Origin of the sequence: Halococcus sp. AFM35 (assembly GCF_051195015.1) — an archaeon.
GTDB lineage: Archaea > Halobacteriota > Halobacteria > Halobacteriales > Halococcaceae > Halococcus.
On record NZ_JBNTJU010000038.1, the window covers coordinates 1 to 16,998 of the forward strand.

Consider the following 16,998-nt stretch of genomic DNA (forward strand, 5'->3'; position numbering starts at 1 on the left):
CTGTGAGGTCAAAGAAGTTCTCGGTACTTTTCAGATCAAAAACATTTTGTCAATTCTGTAGGGGTGTCGAAAGTGGGATCTACAGTATTCTCCCGTTTGTTACCTGTTCCATGTGGTGGACATCAGCAGTGAGGGTTGTCTCTCTGGACTGCCGATATCAGTCACGCACTCAGCCACCATACAGCGCGGAGCCTTCTTCCTCAACGAGCGGCGGAGTTCCGACGGCGGTCGGAATGGAGCCGCGAGTAGTGTTGAGGACGACTAATTTGGCGGTGATTATGTCTGAAAAATAGCGAGGAACTGTCGCCCCTTTGCACGAATCTGCTGCCGGTGTCCCACGCCCTCAATCGTGACCCAGCCAAGCGTGAGTACCCCCGCAAGAACCACACCGACGAACTCCCATGATCCCATCCAGACAGGACGAATCCACGGTGTGGCGTGCGCCCATCGCTCGGCGAGCCACTCGATTTCGTTTTGAATTGGCGTGTCAACAAAAGCGTTTGTCAGCCACTCGGCGAAGGTGAGCTGGCCACCGGTTCCGGGGGCAAGGCTAGCACTCCCCGAGAGCGTGTAGTTGCCGGTTGCGTTCTGTTCGCTAATCGTTGGGCCACCGGCCTCGTCGCCGTACGCTATTCGTTCGGCGTCGTAGGGAGCCCACGGGGCGTAATACTCCCAGACTACCTTACCGGTCGGCGTGACCTCCATTACGCGGTTGTTCAACGTGTCCGTTACGAGCGTGTTGCCGCCAGGGAGGCGGTCGGCGTCGCGCGGCCATTGGAAGTCGCCGGTGAGCGTCCACGTTCGCTTCCACGACTCATTGCGTTTTGCGTACTCGACAATACGATCGTTCTCGCTATCCGCGACAAGCATTGTCGGCGTCCCGTTGTCCCCTTCGAGATACTGTGGATTGTGCTGCTCGTAGAGGGTATCGTAGTTGTCGTCTTCACCGAGGCGCATCGAGATGTTCTTCGATGTTCGGTTGACAACGATTACTTGGTCGAAGTTGCGGGGTGATGCCATGTACTGTCCCGGTCCAATCTTGTCGACATCATTGACGTGGCTCCAGTCGCCGGTATATTTTCCCCCACCGCTTTCCGGATATCGTTCTCTAAATAGCCACTGCCAGACGATTTCGTCTTGAGAGAGGTCATAGACGAGGATGCGGTCGTTGTTCCGACCGCTGGTCTCGTTGTAGTTTCGCATATTGCCAACGAGGAGCTGGTCGCCGTTGATCAAGTCGACGTCGTGAGTGTCCTCCCAGTCGAACGTACGCGACCAAACGGTGGTTTTTGTTTTTGGATTCCACTCGGCGACGACCGTTTTTCCCGGTTTTGCCCCCGTTAGTAGGAGCGTTCCGTTATCGAGCGGATCAACGTCGTAGAACCACCGAATACCGTTATTGCTACCATTGTATACCCAGCGTGTGTTCCCACGGGGACCGACACCAACAAGCCTCGCTGGCTTCTTTTGGCTTGATTGTCCGGATACCTTGAACCCTTGGACGGAGATCACTGTGGTGCCGTTTGCGGGCTCTGTCACGTTTCCGGCCCGGAGTTCTGTCGGTTCGTTAGTAAACGCCGACACGATCCCAGGGACGAGCAATGCCACAATCACTACCAATACGACTCCCCGTGCTACCCATTGACGAGAAAGTCGATTGCGGATGGTTTTCATGATCGCCGTCCGCTCCATATCAGTCCCCCACCGAGGATGGAAGAGACGACCGCGATAGCGATCACGCCGATGTGCCACGGTTGGAACCACGCTGGCAGCGGAATCACATACGATAGCCCGGTGCGTGCCTGCCCGAGTAGTGGTAGTACTGACTGTTCTCCCACTCCAGGGATGTCACCGCTTGTATTCATGCGTGGGAGCCGGTCGCTGCCGAGGAGTTCTTGATAGGGGAGTCGCTCGGCGTCGTAGGGCCAGATGCCGGTTTTTGTGCTCCAGACAGTGGTTCCGTTGGACGCGACTTCGACGATGCGGTTGTTGCGGGTATCCGTGATGAGGGTGTTGCCGTTGGGGAGGCGGTCGGCGTCGCGTGGCCAGTTGAATTCGATGCCATTTGCGGAATTAACTCCCCACGCGACCTCCCACTCACCGTTTCGCTTGTGTAATTCCACTACGCGGTCATTCTCCGAATCCGCTACCAGCACCGTCCCAGGTCCGAGATACTGTGGATTGTGCTGGTGATCCATGATTTCCGGATCGCCACACAGTACGTCGCCTCCGCTGTCATTGCTATAATCTGCCAGACCGTTGTTTGCCTTGCAATTAGCGTCGTTGTCTCTATTAGTATCTTCATTGATGACATCGACTACGCCTTTACCGCGCTCGACGACAACAAGTTGGTTCGCGTTACGGACCGACACCATGTAGCGGTCCGGCCCGATGCGGTCGACATCGTTGATGTGCAGCCAGTCGGTAGTGGTCGCGTCGGGTGGGGCGTCGTAGCGCTCGCTGCCGTTCCACTGCCAGGTGGTCGTACCGTTCGGGGCGACCGTAAATATGCGCTCTCCATCCATGTCAGTCATCAAGATTTCACCGGACGGAAGCGGATTCGCGTCGTGAACCTCGCTATTGAGTTTTGTCCGCACCGGAAACGACCACTCGCTGATGATGCGTGGGTCCGGCTTGGGGTCGATGATGCGAAAGCCCGTCCGAGAACACGGCGATTCATACTCGCCGCATTGCCCTTGGCCCTCAATAATGAATCCTGTCAGTACTGTTCCGTTCTTTAGCATCGTTACGTCGAAGTAATCGACGTTCTCGCCGCCTTTCCTCCAAACGGTGTTGCCGTCCCCATCGTACATGGCGACCTGCCCCTCGGCCTGCATCCCAACAAGGGTTCGTCCCCGTTCGGCGGGGTCTGTCTTGGGATTGATATCGGCATCAGGGGCGGTTGCCGCACTCACTGCGAGCGAACCGATAACGCTGACCGCAGCAATGAGGATCAACACAGCACCGAACTGTTGACGGGAGGGCAAGCGCATTAGGACGATTCGATGGAAGTTGGTTATCAGTTTAATCGTGGTGGTTCACTTCCTATCGTACCTTTGCAACATGGTATTCAGAATAGGTGACAGTGCTCACAGCGAATTAGTCGTGATCCAACACTTCTTATATTACATAGCTTTTTCATACGTATCAAAGTCTGTTAATGGCGGCACCACCAACCAGCTATGGAACGATGGAGATCGACTTACGCCTCCGATCCACGCTCACTGCCACAGGTCTGACCTTTGGAATATATGCCGTTGGAAACATCACCGTTCTCGCGGTGATAGCGCTTGTGTCGAGTCAAACAGACGTAAATACTGCCGCGCCCAATCCTTCGTGATGGTTCGCTTTCGCCACCTCGCCGCCGCCACCACTGGGATGACGTTCGCGCTCATCCTCCTCGGTGTGTACACCGCCGCCGCGGGTGCAGGCCTGTCCTGCGGGGCCAACTGGCCGCTCTGCAACGGCGCTGTGTTCGGGCTCTTCCCGGCGAACTGGCCGAGTTTCATCGAATGGTCTCACCGACTCGTCGCCATGATTACGGGATTCATGATTCTCGGAACAACCTACGCCGCATGGCGCGGCGGGAGAAGCCGCAGAACGCGCATCGCTAGCGCTGTGGCGCTGGTCGTCCTCCCAGTCCAAATCCTGCTCGGCGGGGCCACCGTCACCCTCTACACGGCGCTCGTCCAAGTCACCCACCACGCCGCCGCGCTCGTCATCTTCGCCGCACTCGTGGTGACCACGGTCTGGGCATACGAATCACCCAACGACGGGCACACGAGTACCGACACGACCGCCGCGGCAGGCGCTGATTAACCCGGCCACCACGTTTTATTTCGAGGAATCGCGCTCCCTTCGGTCGCGCTCAGCTTCTCGTAAAACCTTCTCCGCTATGCTCTTGTTGGACTATCGCGGCATGCCGCGGCGGTATGCGACCTACACCTTCGGTGTCAATCCCCCAAGAAATATTGGCCGTTCTCCATCAGATGACACGCTTAGTGCGCTCCTCATCCTGATCGGCCGATCATCTGGGTTTGAGATATGATTCAGTCGTGGTACGAAGCGTCGGCGAAGACAACAACCCATGAGACCATCCAGTTCACCAACGAGTGGGGCTGGAACGAGCGCCGCTTGGAGACGGCTATCGCCAACGGCGGTGGAGAGGAAGGTGCAGCGATGACTGACAGCGGCGAAACTGTCGACGGTTCGGCCGAATCCGAGTAGGCGCTCGGGCACTCCCATCAAACCGTTCCACCTGTTCTAACGGCTCAACTGGTGGCGACGAGAACGATGGCCATGACCGCCATCAACAGCGCGATGCCCGAGAGAACTGCCAGCAGGAGCTCGTTTTGGTTCATGGCGCGAGTAGTACGTACGCGGACAAAAGGCGGCTGGTTTTCCGGCGAGCAGCAGAAGCCGTGTGTCCGAGACCTCAACGCACGGACGGTGGGCGGATCACAGTGGCCGTAGCGTCGTGTTCGTCATCTATCTGGTCACCATCGCCGGGTGATGGGATTTCTCCTCGGCTAAAACTTCCACTCGTTCGCTCTGCTCACTCCTCGCCGCCGTCGGTGCCGTAGCGCTCGTCGAGCTTCTCCTCGAACCACTGCCACTCGCGGGTGAACTGGTCGATTTCCTTGAGGTTCCAGACGTCCGCGTCGCGGACACGCGGGCCGACGCGATAGGACTGGACCATGTTCCACAGCCACAGCAGCACGCTGATGCCGATAATGAACGCGCCGACCGAGGAAATCTGGTTGAAAATGGCGAATTGTTCGGGGTAGTCGGCGTACCGCCGCGGCAGGCCGAGCGCGCCCGAAAGGAGCATCGGTCCAAACGTTAGCGGCACGCCGAGGATGGTGAGCACCGCCTGCAGGCGTGCGAGGCGCTGGTCGTACATCCGCTTGGTGATGATCGGATACCAGTAGTAACTCGCCGCAAACATCATCATCACGATGATACCCATGATGATGAAGTGGAAGTGTCCGACAACGTACTGAGTGTCGTGGTAGACGAGGTCGACGGGAATCGCCGCCAAGAAGATGCCCGTGACGCCGCCAATGACGAACATGCTGATGGAGCCGACGGCGAGTATCATCGGTGCAGTCAGGCGAATCCGGCCGTCGTACATCGTCGAAAGCCAGTTGAACACCTTCACCGCGCTCGGGACCGCGATGGCCAGCGAGACGAACATGAAACTCGCCCGCACGCGCGGGTCGATGCCCGTCGTGAACATGTGGTGTGCCCAGACGCCAAAGGAGAGGACACCGATGGCGAGTGTCGAATAGACGATGAACTTGAAGCCGAACAGTTTGCGCGCGGAAAATTTCGGGAGGATGGTGCTCATCAACCCTGTGGCCGGCAGGAAGATGATATAGACCTCCGGATGGCCGAAGAACCAAAAGAGATGTTGCCAGAGAATGGGGCCACCACCTTCGACAAGGAAGAACGTCGTCCCGAAGTTGCGATCAAGCAGCATCATGATGAGCGCACTACCCAGTAGAGGAAAGGCGAACAGGACAAGACCGCTCGTAGTGAGCATCGTCCAACTGAAAATGTCGACGTCCGGCCAGCCGACATCGTCGCTACGCTCGGAGACGATAGTGACGATGAAGTTTATCGCGCCGAGGGTCGTCGCGATGCCGCTCAGATGCAGGCCGAGCAGCAGCAGGTCAACCTGGGGGTTCGATGTTTGAATCGATAGCGGCGCGTACAGCGTCCAGCCGGTTTCTGGTGGTTTGAGCGCTTCGAGAAACGGGATGCGAATCCCGACTGTAGAAAGGATTTTGCCGAGCGCATCGGCGGGCAGGCCCGCCCGCGCGAGCAGCAGCGCTGGCGGCAGCATCCAGAACGCGATTGCGTTGATGCGCGGAAAGGCCATGTCCTCGGCGTCGAGTAGGAGTGGGATGAAGTAGTTCCCGATGCCGAAGAACACAGGTGTGGCGAAGAAAAACAGCATCGTGATGCCGTGGGTCGTGAAGAGTCCGCTGTAGGTGGCCGCGGTCCAGACATCGGCCTGTGGAGTGAGGAGTTCGGTCCGCATCATCATCGCCTCGGTACCGCCCCACAGCGCCGCCACAGTACCGAAAACGAGATAGAGGATTCCGATGTCCTTGTGGTCTACAGTGGTAAGCCAACGCAGCAGGCCCGACTGCTTCTCCTCGTATTCGGTGGCGGTCTCGTCGCCAGAGAGATAACCGCCGTCGGGGCGGGGAATAGGCGAGGACCAACCCTTGGTTTTGAGAAATTGCGTGATGAGCGCGACCAGCAACACCCCGAAAACCGCCAGCACGATGCCGCCTCCGATCATGGCTGGGCCCATCCTGCCAATCGGTAGTCCGGAACCATAGTTAGCCTACTTGGTCTTGATGTATAAGCATGGTTTCTCTCGTCGGTTTGGCCGGTTTCGCTTTGATAGCTCGCTACTGTTCCACGAGGCGATGGTGAGCACCGCCGAGTACGAAACTGTAGGCAAGAGAGGCCAAATAGAGAAATCAACGTAGATGATGAGCTCTGGCCTTAGGGCTCCACGGCAGACGACAATGAAGATGACTGAGGTAATTGCGACGAAGACCACTGCCAGCGGCGCGGTCGGGACCGAGTGAGATACGCCTCGACGGCGACGAACAGCGCTGACCACCTCACGACAGGAACAACGGCGAACAGCGCGGCAGGCAACAGCAAACAGCCGGTGATACCGAGCAAACAACCGACGACTGCCGCGGCCGATACCGTGCTACGTACTCGTGTGTCGAGAACCAATCCAACCTTTTTCTCGTCCCGGATGCGACGACAGGAAATTCATTCCCCGAGAATGCGTCGAGATCATCGAGACCACAACTCAGCGGGAGAAGGCAGTCCCGATTCCGACGGCATTCGACGAAGGCGGCTTGCCGCCTGAGAGTTTCGTGTCACCGGGGAACCCAGTCACCCTCAAAAGAGGAGATGCTACGCGACGAGTTCGGACGGATCGCCACTGAAACGCCCGATCAAATCGCGGACGCAACTGCTTATTCACAATATGGATAAAAATAAAATCTTGCTAATGACTCTCTCAAGTATCGCGCTGTTGATGGCAATTATGGCCGTCATTCTTGTTTCCACTAGCGGAAGCGACAGCACCAGTCTAGATGGGTTCGTGGTGAGCTATCGTTGAACTCAGAAACTACTCAGCCGAGCCGTCGATTCTTGCGCCGCCATCGGTTCTGTCCTCATCCTCTTCGCTTTTCTCGCCGCCGTCGGCGATGGCCGTCTCCATCCGGCGCTCGTTCCAGCCCCACTCGTTGGTGAACTGGTTGCTCTCCTTCAGGTCCCACGGGTCGTTGTCCTCCAGCGTGGGCGCTTCGTACCACGACTGGATCATATTCCAGAGCCAGATGATCTGCCCGACCAGGATGAGGAACGCGCCGAGCGTTGTCACCTGATGGAGAACCGTCATTATATCCTGGGGTCCGACGCCGAAGGTGTAGGTCGCGTACCGGCGGGGCATACCGAGATAGCCCAGCAGCAGCATGGCGAAGAAGGTGATGTTCGTCCCGACCATCGTCAGCCAGAAGTGCCACTTCGCGAGGCGCTTTTGGTACATCTTGCCAGTAAAGATGGGGAACCAGTAGTAGATGCCGGCGAACACCGCGAAGCCGAGCAATCCCATGAGGATGTAGTGGAAGTGCCCGACCACATAGTAGGTATCGTGCAACACGAGGTCAACGGGGATGGCCGCGAGGAACACGCCCGTAACACCGCCGAAGATGAAGTTCGAGACAGCGCCAATACAGAACAGCATCGGCGTGGTGAGTCGAATATTCCCGCCCCAGAGCGTGGTCGTCCAGTTGAACACCTTCACGGCACTCGGGATGGCGATGGCCAGCGAGACGGCCATGAAGCTCGCACGGATGCGCGGATCGATGCCCGTCGTGAACATGTGGTGTGCCCAGACGCCGAAGGAGAGGACGCCGATGGCCAGCGTCGAGTAGACGACGAACTTGAAACCGAACAGCTTGCGCCCCGAGAATTTCGGAATGAGGAAACTCAACAGTCCCATTGGCGGTAGTGCGAGGATGTAAACCTCCGGATGGCCAAAGAACCAAAACAAGTGTTGCCAGAGGATCGGACCACCACCCTCGACCGCGAAGAACGTCGTCCCGAAGTTGCGATCAAGCAAGAGCATGATGAGTGCACTACCTAAAAGCGGGAACGCAAACAGAATCAGTCCTGACTGAGTGAGCATTGTCCAGCTGAAGATGTCGAGATTCGCCCAGTTGACGTCGCTACCCCGCTCGCTGAAGATGGTCGCGATGAAGTTTATCGCTCCCATCGTCGCCGAGATACCCGTGAGGTGTAATCCCAACAACATGAAATCGACGCCCAGCCCGGAGACACCACCTTGGGTCCCGGAGCCGACACCCGCCGACAGCGGCGTGTACATCGTCCACGCGGTCTGTGCGGGCTGGATGTCGGTGAACGGCACGACCAAGAACCCGGCCCAGATCAATAGTGCACCCGGCGGCAGCATCCAGAACGCGATGGCGTTGATGCGTGGGAACGCCATGTCGTCGGCATTGATGAGCAGCGGGATGAGATAGTTACCGAAGGCCGACAGTACCGGGGTGCCGAACAGGAACAGCATCGTGATGCCGTGGCTGGTCAACAGCGAGTTGTAGAACTGCGCACCGATAATGTCCTCGGCAGGCGCGAGGAGTTCGGTCCGCATTAGGATGACCATGAGACCGCCAACCGTAAACGCGATAGTGGCGTAAACACCATAGAGGATACCGATATCTTTGTGATCGACAGTAGTGAGCCAGCGAATGAGACCGCTCGGTTTTTCCTCGTGCGCGTAACCGCTCTCCTCGCCGATGGCACCCCCACCGCCAGCGAGCGGCGTGTACGAGCGCCAGTTCTCAACGCGGCTGAGCCAGGCGGCCACGCCCGCCAGTAACAGCCCCATCAACACTGTCAGCATTAATTGGGCTTCCACCATATGCCCGTAGTGGAATCTACAGCACAATGAATGCTTAGATGTTCTTATCGAATCTGATGAAGCACATTGAGAACGAAACAGTCAACAAGGCCGTATAGTGGTACTTCAATACGATTCAGCGTCCGTACGGAGGAGTGATCTGCGTAAGAAACGAATATTGGCCAACGAGGGTACTTGTGATAACGATCTACTCAGCGGCTTTCGGAACTCTTGAAGAGGGTTGGATGCAACGTGGAATACGGACCGGAGAAGGTTCCATAGATGATCACTCTAGTGTCTAAAAAGTACGTGCGGCATCAAAATATGGATCAGCGAGACTGCGGCCTTTCCACTTCTAAACAAACATGACGAGTACTGGCCTCTCTCAGGAAGACTCCACTACAGAGACTACGGCTAATACAACCAAAACCACCTATCTCTCGATGAGTGGAATGCACACGCGTGCTTGCGAGTCTTATCTCGAACGCCTCGCCACAGGTATCAACGGCGTTCGGAACGCCTCGGCAAGCTATACGACCGAAATGATGCGGGTCGATCACGATCCTACGCAAGTAGATCGACAAACAATCGAAGAAGGCCTCTCCAAGTGGGGTTATCGAGCCTCAGAACCGTCTCCTGGCGAAACATCGGCGGATCGAAGCGCATTCAGCTTCCAACACTTCCGAATAATATTCTCATATATTGTCATTTCACTAGTATATATGTTCTATCTCGCGTTCTTCTACCCTGTTTATCTCGGCATCTTTCCGAATACCTTCCTCAACAACCATATCATTGTCATCGGGATCTACGGACCACTTGCGCTCTTCACCACAATTATCGTTTTTGGCGTTGGATTCCCAATTCTCCGTTCAGCGTATATCAGCCTTCGCGACCACCGGCTCACCGTCGATGTTCTCATTTCACTCTCGGCTATCGTAACCTACGGTTACTCAATTACGTCGCTCGCTTTCCTCGGTCGCCAATTTCTCTTTTTCGACGTTGCAACGACAATCATTGTCATCGCAATAGTTAGTAACCAGATCCGAGCTAAATACAAGCGCCGCGCAGTGAGGGAGCTGACTGGACGTCTGAGAAACGCTGAAACGACAGTCTATCGACTCACTGACGAGGGAGAAACTGAAACGATAGCGGCCGAGGAATGCGAAGAAGGTGATCTGTTCCTGGTCAGACCCGGCGAACATATCCCTCTTGATGGAACGATTGTTGACGGCCAAGGAACTGTCAACGAGGCCCTCATCACCGGTGAAGCACGACCACAACGAAAGCGTCCCGGTGACGATGTTATCGGTGGTTCAGTCGCTATCGACGGTGCGTTCGAAATCCAAGTCGGCGAGAACGCGACTAGTACGCTTGACCAGTTGCGAGATCTGGTCTGGAATCTCCAAGCTGACCAAACAAACGCCGAACGTCTCACGAATCGTGTGATTTCAGCCTACACCGTGTTCGTCTGTGGTCTCGCTGTTGTGACGTTTGCCGCATGGCTCGCGCTTGGTGAGACAGGCGACTCAGCATTCCTGACCGCACTTACCGTTCTCATTATTGCGTGTCCCGTTTCTCTGAGTTTGGTAACACCGCTTGCGATTGGCCGTGGACTCTCTACAGCAGCTGACCGAGGTATTCCGATCCTTGATCAGACAGTACTTGAACGCATCACCGATGCAGATACCATTGTATTCGATAAGACAGGCACGCTCACCACCGGTGAAATGCACGTCGCGGATGTTGAGACGAGCGAAGCAGCGGATGAAGTCCTCCAGCGAGCGGCAGCTGTCGAATCGCGTTCTAGCCATCCAATTGCAGCAGCAATACGTGCGCACGTCACGGAACCCACACAGAGTACTGATTTCGAGCGTCATCGCTACGGAGTCACGGCAACTATCGACAGAGAGACCACCGCAGTGGGGAGCCCAGCACTCCTCGACGAACTCGAATGGGATTGTCCCCCATCTATTGAGGAGTCCATCTTGCACATCCGAGAGCGTGGCGACCTTCCAACGGTTGTAGGATGGAACGGGGAAGCGACTGGAGTTATTGCCCTTTCAGATACGCCCCGCAAACGCTGGGAAGACGTTGTTGAAAGCCTCAGTGCTGAGAACCGACGAATCGTCATGATCACTGGGGACGACCCGAGAGTTGCTCAGCAGTTTGAGGATCATCCCGCTATCGACGAAGTTTTCGCAGACATCTCTCCGGAGGGAAAAGAGGAAATAATCCAAGATCTCAAAAAGAAAGGAACGGTGGCGATGGTGGGTGATGGGACGAACGATGCACCAGCACTCACAGCCGCCGATCTTGGCGTTGCGATGGTGTCCGGGAGCGATTTCACGGTTACAGTTGCGGACGCGTTGGTGACCACCGATGATCTCTTGCCTTTCGTTGATCTCTTCGAGATAGCGCGCAAAACCCGGCGACGGCTTGTGGAAAACCTTACGTTGGCATTTCTCACACCGATCATCGGTCTTCCACTTGCAGCCATCGGAGCTGTCACGCCAATCGTTGCCGCGATATTGATGAGTGCGGGAACGATTCTCGTCCTTGCAAACAGCTACCGACCAATCATGTCTCAGGATTCAGCTTGAATCGACTCACGAAGATTGATGATAGCGAAGCCGAATCCTCGGCTGATAAACTCAGGTGCCCGACCGTGTTTTAGACTATCGTACCACAACAGTCATTTTCTATATGCTGGTAGAAAGACCCAATGGATGCCCCGACCCGAAAATCACGACGAACCGTCCTGCATCTGATGGGGAGTGCAGCAGTCGCCAGTCTCGCCGGCTGTGCCAGCGACGATGGAACGGGAGGCCAAGGAACAACCACTGCTGGGAACGGACCAGCTACTGACAGCAGTGGTGAGACCACACCGAGCGAAGGAACGACGAGTAGTGGCGAAACTTCCGAGACACCCAACACCGATGCGGCAGGCAAGAGAACCGCCGAGGGGGCGACGGCCAACGGTACACCGGATTTGAGTGGTCCCGTCCCGGATACATATCGGACGGCGACAAACCAAGGAGGAACAGAGCGAAACCCCGACTCACTCCAGAGCAAAAGCGCTGTACAGTATCAATCGCAGCCACGAAACAATCAGCGGTGTTCGGGCTGTTTGTTCTACATTCCGGACAAAAACGGCGATGGGCTGGGTGCGTGCAGTATCGTAGAAGGAGACATCCAACCGAACGGGTGGTGTGCTAGTTACAGTCCGTATCAAGGCGATCAACAGAGGCGCTAAGAATTGGAACTATGTTGGTCGCGCAAATCCGTTAGAATCGGGTCGTGATTCATCGATAAGAAGCAGTAGCTGATACTGATAGGCAGTTGCTCTGCTGTGCAATGAACGAGTCTTCGATGCATCCCGCTCACTATTTACATGGTTCTGTCTATCGATCCCACCGAACGGTATCCGCTCGCTGCTATCGGTGAGGTGATCGCTCAGCAATGCCTCAATTCTACCCTCCTTGAGAAATTCATCGAATCTTCAACAAGGTGAATGATCTGCGAAAGAGTTGGCGTCAAGCGGCTCGGAGCGGAACACCATTGCCTGCCGCTCAACAACGTTCTGGAACATCCCGCCGAAAGCTGTCTGTTGGAGCATGATCACTAGCACACGGTGGGATGCCGTAGTTCCTATGCGACTGTTTCGCCAGATTCGGCAAGAGCGTCGTTGAAGTGTCTGAAACCGTAAAGTAGAGACTGGGTTGGAATATCGACCGAGCGCCGACTTAGTTCGATTGGGGCTGAGCCTGTACCTGCGGACGGTCCCCGGATGGCATCGACCGTTCGGAATCGTCTATCAGCCGGCGCTTGGAGTTATAGACGACGAGAAGGCTGCTGACGGCCATCATGAGCGCGGCGAGCAACGGCGTGATGACGCCCGTGATGGCGAGCGGAATCGCCACTGCGTTGTACGCGCCCGCCCAGACGAGATTCTGTTTGATACGCCCGCGCGTCGCGCCCGCCAGTGCAAACAGTTCGGGCACGGCGTCGAGGCGGTCGTCCATCACGACGGCGTCGGCGGCCTCGATGGCGATTTCGGTGCCGCTGGCCACGGCGATCCCCAAATCGGCGCTCGCAAGCGCCGGCGCGTCGTTGGTTCCGTCGCCGACCATCGTGGTCGTCCCGCGCTCGCGCAGGCCGCGGATGATTGCGCCCTTCGATTCGGGGCGCACGCCCGAGAAGACCTGATCGACTGCGGGATGGGTCGCAAAGGTCTCGGTCATCCGCTCGTCATCACCAGTCAAGACGACGATTTCGCGGTCGTCCGTTGCGAGGTCCGCAATGACATCGGCCCAGTCCTCCCGTGGCGTATCGCGCACCGTCACGAGTCCCTGCACCTCGCCGTCCCATGCGACCGCCGTCGGATGCGTGCCGGACTCGTAGGCCTCCAGAACTGCGTCCTCAATTTCTCCGGGTGTCGTCCACTCCGCGCCGAACGAGTCGGGATGACCGACGACCACCCGGGTGTCCTCAACGAGCGCCGAGACGGTGCGGTCGGCGCGTTCGAATTCCGAGACCGAGCGAGTGGTCGGCGGTGCGGCAGCGTCGATGGCGTCGGCGATGGGGTGGCTCGACCGGCGCTCGACGGCGGCAGCCATCGCAAGCACTTCGTCCCCACCCACGATGTCGGCGAGTTCCATCTCGCCCGTGGTGAGCGTTCCCGTTTTGTCGAAGACGACGATGTCCGAGTCGTCGATTCGTTCGAGGACGGTCTCGTTGAGCACAAGCATCCGATTGTCGGCGGCGTCGCGGGTGGCCGCCGCGAGCGCGAGCGGCGTGGCGATGCCGAGCGAACACGGACAGGAGATGACGAGCACGGAGACGCCGGCCAGCAGGGCCGCACTCGGGGCGTTGCCGAGCGCGAGCCAGCCGGCGGTCGTGAGTACGGCGAGCGAGACGACGACTGGGACGAATACGACCGCAAACCGGTTGACGAGACGCTGGACGCCCGAATCCGTACTCTTGACGCTCCAGAGTAACTCGACGAGTCGGTCGATGGTGCTGGTCGCATCGGGTCCCACTTCGACGACGAGTGCGCTGTCGGTGAGTACCGTCCCACCCAGCACCTCGTCGCCAGCGGATTTGCGCTGGGGGACCGACTCGCCGGTGACGAGGGATTCATCGATGGCGGCGGTCCCTTCGACGATGGTCCCATCCACAGGAATCCGCTCGCCGGGTTTGACGAGCAATTGGTCGCCCGGCTCACAGGCCTCGATATCGATGGTTTCGGTCGTGTCGTCGACCATCCGTCGCGCCTCGCTCGCGCGCGAGTCGGTGAGGTCGGTCCGGTTGCCGAGCGCGGCGCGTTTGACGCGCGACTCGACGTGATTGCCAATGGTGACGACGACGAGTACCATCACCGCGACGTCGAAGTAGGGGTCGCGCCCGCCGGTGAGGAAAGTTGCCATCGAGTAGCCATAGGCTGCCAGTACGGCGATGGCGATGAGCACGTCCATGTTCGGACGGCCGACGCGCAGGCTCACGTAGGCCCCGCGGAAGATGGGGTAGCCAAGCCCGATAAGAATCAGCGTGCTCCAGACCGCGAGCGGGCCGAACACCATCGCCTCGATGGTCGAGCCGTAGAGGAAGCTCTCGGGGTAAATGCCGAGATACACAGGGTAGATGAATAGTACGTAGGGAATCAGCACCGGCATCATCACCACGGCGGCGAGGATGGCCCGATATTTGCCGAACTCGACGCGCGAGCGTAGCGAGTCGTCCTCTTCGTCGGGACCGCTCGCGCGATAGCCCAGCCGGCTCACCGCCTCGGCGAGCGCATAGCGGTCGGTTTCGTCTGGGTCGAAGACGATGCGCAACATCTCGGTCGCGTAGCTCGCACGCGCCTCGTGGACGCCCGACTCCTCCTCGGCGAGCAGTTCGATGAACCCCTCGCAAGTCTGGCAGTGCATCCCATCGACCGAGAGATACGCCGTCTCCGCGCCGTCAGGGACCGATAGTTCGGAGTCTTCCTCCGTGGCGCGCTCGCGGATATCCGTAATCGAGAGGTCGGTCTCCTCGCCCTCGTCGACGAGGCGGGCGACTTCGAGACAACCACGACAGCAGAACTCGCCGTCAACATCCGGGGCGGTGACCGGCTCCTCGACGGGGAGTTCACAGAGCGCACACGCTGTCATTCAGACGCTCCCACCCGGTCGGTAGGAGGAAATGTCGGGGAACGGCAGTATGATGCCGAAACGCATGAAACTCATCCCACGGCAGTACGCAACCGAGACCAATAAAAAGTACGACGTAGTTGGATAGCACTCCCTATCCCCAAACGCCAATCATGATCCCTCTATTGATCAATCTGCAATTGCGAAGTAAATGTTACACTATCTATATCCCATGCATTCTTACTAGGGTTGGAATTATAAACAGAAATGGGTACTTATAGAATATCTCTTGATATGTGGCTAATAAGTTGATAAACAGCCATACTTGAGAAAGTACTTCAGGATAACTCCTACGCTGCCCGGCGATTAGAGGGCTGCTTTCCAATCACCGCAATTCGAAATCAGGCTGTCTTTGTACGCCTAGGTGCTCCGGTCGTGGGAGTCTGTGAGTCGCTGTTGTTCGTGGTTGGTGAGTCGATACTGACCACGGCCGCACGGATGGATGTGGCCGCCATTGTAGAGGCGAGTACAGGTCCGATCAACAGAGATTGGGTGATCGTCAACCTCCCGAGCGATTGCCATGACGTGCAACGGACCGTGTTCGGCAAGCGTTGCAAGAATTTTGCGTTCTCTTTGGTCGCTGTTCATGCCACCACTCCGTTCTGCTCCTGATGGTGGGATGAAATACAGGTGAATGCCGAATCAACACGCCAAATCATGCGGATTCAGTCCCATCTTTCGTACACATCGAGTAGTTCTTGGTATCGGTTTCGAATAGTCACGTGGCTCACGTGGGCGACATCGCTCACGGTTGCTTGGGTAAGACCTTCGTTCGTGAGGTGGGTCGCTGCGTAGAGGGCTGCGGCTGCGAGGCCGGCTCGACTCTTCCCACTGTAAACGTTCTGGGCTTCGGCGACGTCAAGCAATTCACGTGCCAGACGCTCCGCCTCGTCACTCACGTCGAGTTCCGACGCGAATTGGCGAACGTACTGGAGTGGGTCTGCCGGTGCGATCTGTAGATCGAGTTCGTGTGAGAGATAGCGATATGCCCGTTGAGTACGAAGCTTTTCGACGCGGCTCACCGTTGCAAATTCAACCAGCGTGCGTGGAGTGCCGTGCTGTCGGGCCGCCGCATAGAGGCTGGCCGTGGCCATCGCTTCGATGGCCCGACCTGGAAGCAAGTTTTCCTCGACGGCTCGCCGATAGAGGATACCAGCGGTTTCTCGGATTGGCTCAGGAACATCAAGTGCGGACGCCATCCGGTTGATCTCGCCGAAGGCTTGTTTCAGATTCCGCTCGTGGGCATCCTTCGTTCGGAATCGCTCGTCCCACGTCCGGAGTCGGCTCATTTTTTGCCGTTGGCGGCTGGAGAGCGCGTTGCCGTAGACGTCTTTGTTCTGCCAGCCGATGGTGGTACTCAGCCCCTTATCGTGGAGAAGTTGTGTTATCGGTGCACCAACACGACTCTTCTCGTTTCGTTCTTCACTGAAGAACGCCCGCCACTCAGGGCCGTGATCCAGTTCCTCGTCGTTAAGGATCAAGCCACAGTCTTCGCATGCTGTCTCGCCGTGGTTTTCATCGCGGATGATCTGTCCTCCGCATTCGGAACAGGAGGTGGAAGTGTTCGTCTCGGATGCTGGTTCGTGTTCGATCTCGGTGGATCGGTCGCTGAATTCGATGGTTGATTCGTTCATGGGGCCAGTAATCGTCCCCTGATTTGCTCGCTGTGGCTGCTTTCGATCTGCAGTTGCATGTGTATCTCTATCAAATTTGGGTAGGGAGGCAGATGAATGCAGAGTGCATTTCCAATAGCTGGGAATCATCCGACCCTGCCAAGGTGTGTGTTGCTGAGTGCTGAGACAGAGCCTTTACAGACAGTTGGCTGATGTGTATCGTGGTTAG

The 16,998-nt window shown here is 57.2% G+C and carries 10 protein-coding genes and 1 pseudogene; 5 read left to right on the plus strand and 6 right to left on the minus strand.

Annotation, left to right across the window (positions count from 1 at the left end):
- Nucleotides 1-276: 276 nt before the first annotated feature.
- Both ACQUQO_RS16360 and ACQUQO_RS16365 read right to left on the minus strand, forming a co-directional pair.
- Nucleotides 277-1,692 (minus strand): aryl-sulfate sulfotransferase, encoded by a 1,416-nt coding sequence (locus ACQUQO_RS16360; RefSeq protein ID WP_435079448.1) that lies wholly within the window; start codon nucleotides 1,690-1,692, stop codon nucleotides 277-279.
- A complete protein-coding gene (locus tag ACQUQO_RS16365) occupies nucleotides 1,671-2,993 on the minus strand; it encodes a hypothetical protein (RefSeq protein WP_435079450.1) in 1,323 nt (440 codons plus the stop codon). Before ACQUQO_RS16365 ends, ACQUQO_RS16360 begins: the two co-directional genes overlap by 22 nt.
- 346 nt (nucleotides 2,994-3,339) lie before the next feature.
- On the opposite strand from ACQUQO_RS16365, the gene ACQUQO_RS16370 reads away from it, so the two are divergent.
- Together ACQUQO_RS16370 and ACQUQO_RS16375 are read left to right on the plus strand one after the other, a co-directional pair.
- Nucleotides 3,340-3,819, plus strand: coding sequence for a COX15/CtaA family protein (locus ACQUQO_RS16370; protein ID WP_435079452.1), 480 nt, complete (start codon nucleotides 3,340-3,342; stop codon nucleotides 3,817-3,819).
- A gap of 225 nt (nucleotides 3,820-4,044) precedes the next feature.
- The gene (locus ACQUQO_RS16375) at nucleotides 4,045-4,227 is read left to right on the plus strand and encodes a hypothetical protein (RefSeq protein WP_435079454.1); all 183 of its coding nucleotides are present in this window, start codon (nucleotides 4,045-4,047) and stop codon (nucleotides 4,225-4,227) included.
- Nucleotides 4,228-4,555: 328 nt separating this feature from the next.
- On the opposite strand, the gene ACQUQO_RS16380 is transcribed toward ACQUQO_RS16375, so the two are convergent.
- Nucleotides 4,556-6,313 carry a cbb3-type cytochrome c oxidase subunit I gene (locus tag ACQUQO_RS16380; protein ID WP_435079456.1) on the minus strand — a complete coding sequence of 586 codons (1,758 nt, stop codon included), beginning with the start codon at nucleotides 6,311-6,313 and terminating at the stop codon, nucleotides 4,556-4,558.
- A gap of 855 nt (nucleotides 6,314-7,168) precedes the next feature.
- The gene (locus ACQUQO_RS16385) at nucleotides 7,169-8,950 is read right to left on the minus strand and encodes a cytochrome c oxidase subunit I (protein ID WP_435079462.1); all 1,782 of its coding nucleotides are present in this window, start codon (nucleotides 8,948-8,950) and stop codon (nucleotides 7,169-7,171) included.
- A 464-nt stretch (nucleotides 8,951-9,414) separates the two neighbouring features.
- Between ACQUQO_RS16385 and ACQUQO_RS16390 the strand changes: the two are divergent.
- The 3 genes and pseudogenes from ACQUQO_RS16390 to ACQUQO_RS16400 form a co-directional block, all read left to right on the plus strand.
- Nucleotides 9,415-9,567: pseudogene (locus tag ACQUQO_RS16390) on the plus strand (hypothetical protein); the annotation flags it as partial.
- Between the two features lie 117 nt (nucleotides 9,568-9,684).
- Nucleotides 9,685-11,565 carry a heavy metal translocating P-type ATPase gene (locus ACQUQO_RS16395; RefSeq protein WP_435079464.1) on the plus strand — a complete coding sequence of 627 codons (1,881 nt, stop codon included), beginning with the start codon at nucleotides 9,685-9,687 and terminating at the stop codon, nucleotides 11,563-11,565.
- Between the two features lie 167 nt (nucleotides 11,566-11,732).
- Nucleotides 11,733-12,218 carry a high-potential iron-sulfur protein gene (locus tag ACQUQO_RS16400; RefSeq protein ID WP_435079466.1) on the plus strand — a complete coding sequence of 162 codons (486 nt, stop codon included), beginning with the start codon at nucleotides 11,733-11,735 and terminating at the stop codon, nucleotides 12,216-12,218.
- 490 nt (nucleotides 12,219-12,708) lie between these two features.
- On the opposite strand, the gene ACQUQO_RS16405 is transcribed toward ACQUQO_RS16400, so the two are convergent.
- Entirely contained in the window at nucleotides 12,709-15,117 is a 2,409-nt protein-coding gene (locus tag ACQUQO_RS16405) for a heavy metal translocating P-type ATPase (RefSeq protein WP_435079458.1), read from the minus strand.
- Between the two features lie 704 nt (nucleotides 15,118-15,821).
- Complete coding sequence (locus ACQUQO_RS16410; RefSeq protein ID WP_435079460.1) at nucleotides 15,822-16,790, minus strand: transcription initiation factor IIB; 969 nt, start codon at nucleotides 16,788-16,790, stop codon at nucleotides 15,822-15,824.
- Between the last annotated feature and the right edge of the window lie 208 nt (nucleotides 16,791-16,998).

What these genes read in the sequence shown, in the direction of transcription:
- ACQUQO_RS16375 (WP_435079454.1), top strand. Translation starts at nt 4,045, where the DNA reads ATGATTCAGTCGTGGTACGAAGCGTCGGCGAAGACAACAACCCATGAG.
- ACQUQO_RS16370 (WP_435079452.1), top strand. Translation starts at nt 3,340, where the DNA reads ATGGTTCGCTTTCGCCACCTCGCCGCCGCCACCACTGGGATGACGTTC.
- ACQUQO_RS16380 (WP_435079456.1), bottom strand. Translation starts at nt 6,313, where the DNA reads ATGATCGGAGGCGGCATCGTGCTGGCGGTTTTCGGGGTGTTGCTGGTC.
- ACQUQO_RS16410 (WP_435079460.1), bottom strand. Translation starts at nt 16,790, where the DNA reads ATGAACGAATCAACCATCGAATTCAGCGACCGATCCACCGAGATCGAA.
- ACQUQO_RS16405 (WP_435079458.1), bottom strand. Translation starts at nt 15,117, where the DNA reads ATGACAGCGTGTGCGCTCTGTGAACTCCCCGTCGAGGAGCCGGTCACC.
- ACQUQO_RS16360 (WP_435079448.1), bottom strand. Translation starts at nt 1,692, where the DNA reads ATGGAGCGGACGGCGATCATGAAAACCATCCGCAATCGACTTTCTCGT.
- ACQUQO_RS16400 (WP_435079466.1), top strand. Translation starts at nt 11,733, where the DNA reads ATGGGGAGTGCAGCAGTCGCCAGTCTCGCCGGCTGTGCCAGCGACGAT.
- ACQUQO_RS16395 (WP_435079464.1), top strand. Translation starts at nt 9,685, where the DNA reads ATGTTCTATCTCGCGTTCTTCTACCCTGTTTATCTCGGCATCTTTCCG.
- ACQUQO_RS16365 (WP_435079450.1), bottom strand. Translation starts at nt 2,993, where the DNA reads ATGCGCTTGCCCTCCCGTCAACAGTTCGGTGCTGTGTTGATCCTCATT.
- ACQUQO_RS16385 (WP_435079462.1), bottom strand. Translation starts at nt 8,950, where the DNA reads ATGGGGCTGTTACTGGCGGGCGTGGCCGCCTGGCTCAGCCGCGTTGAG.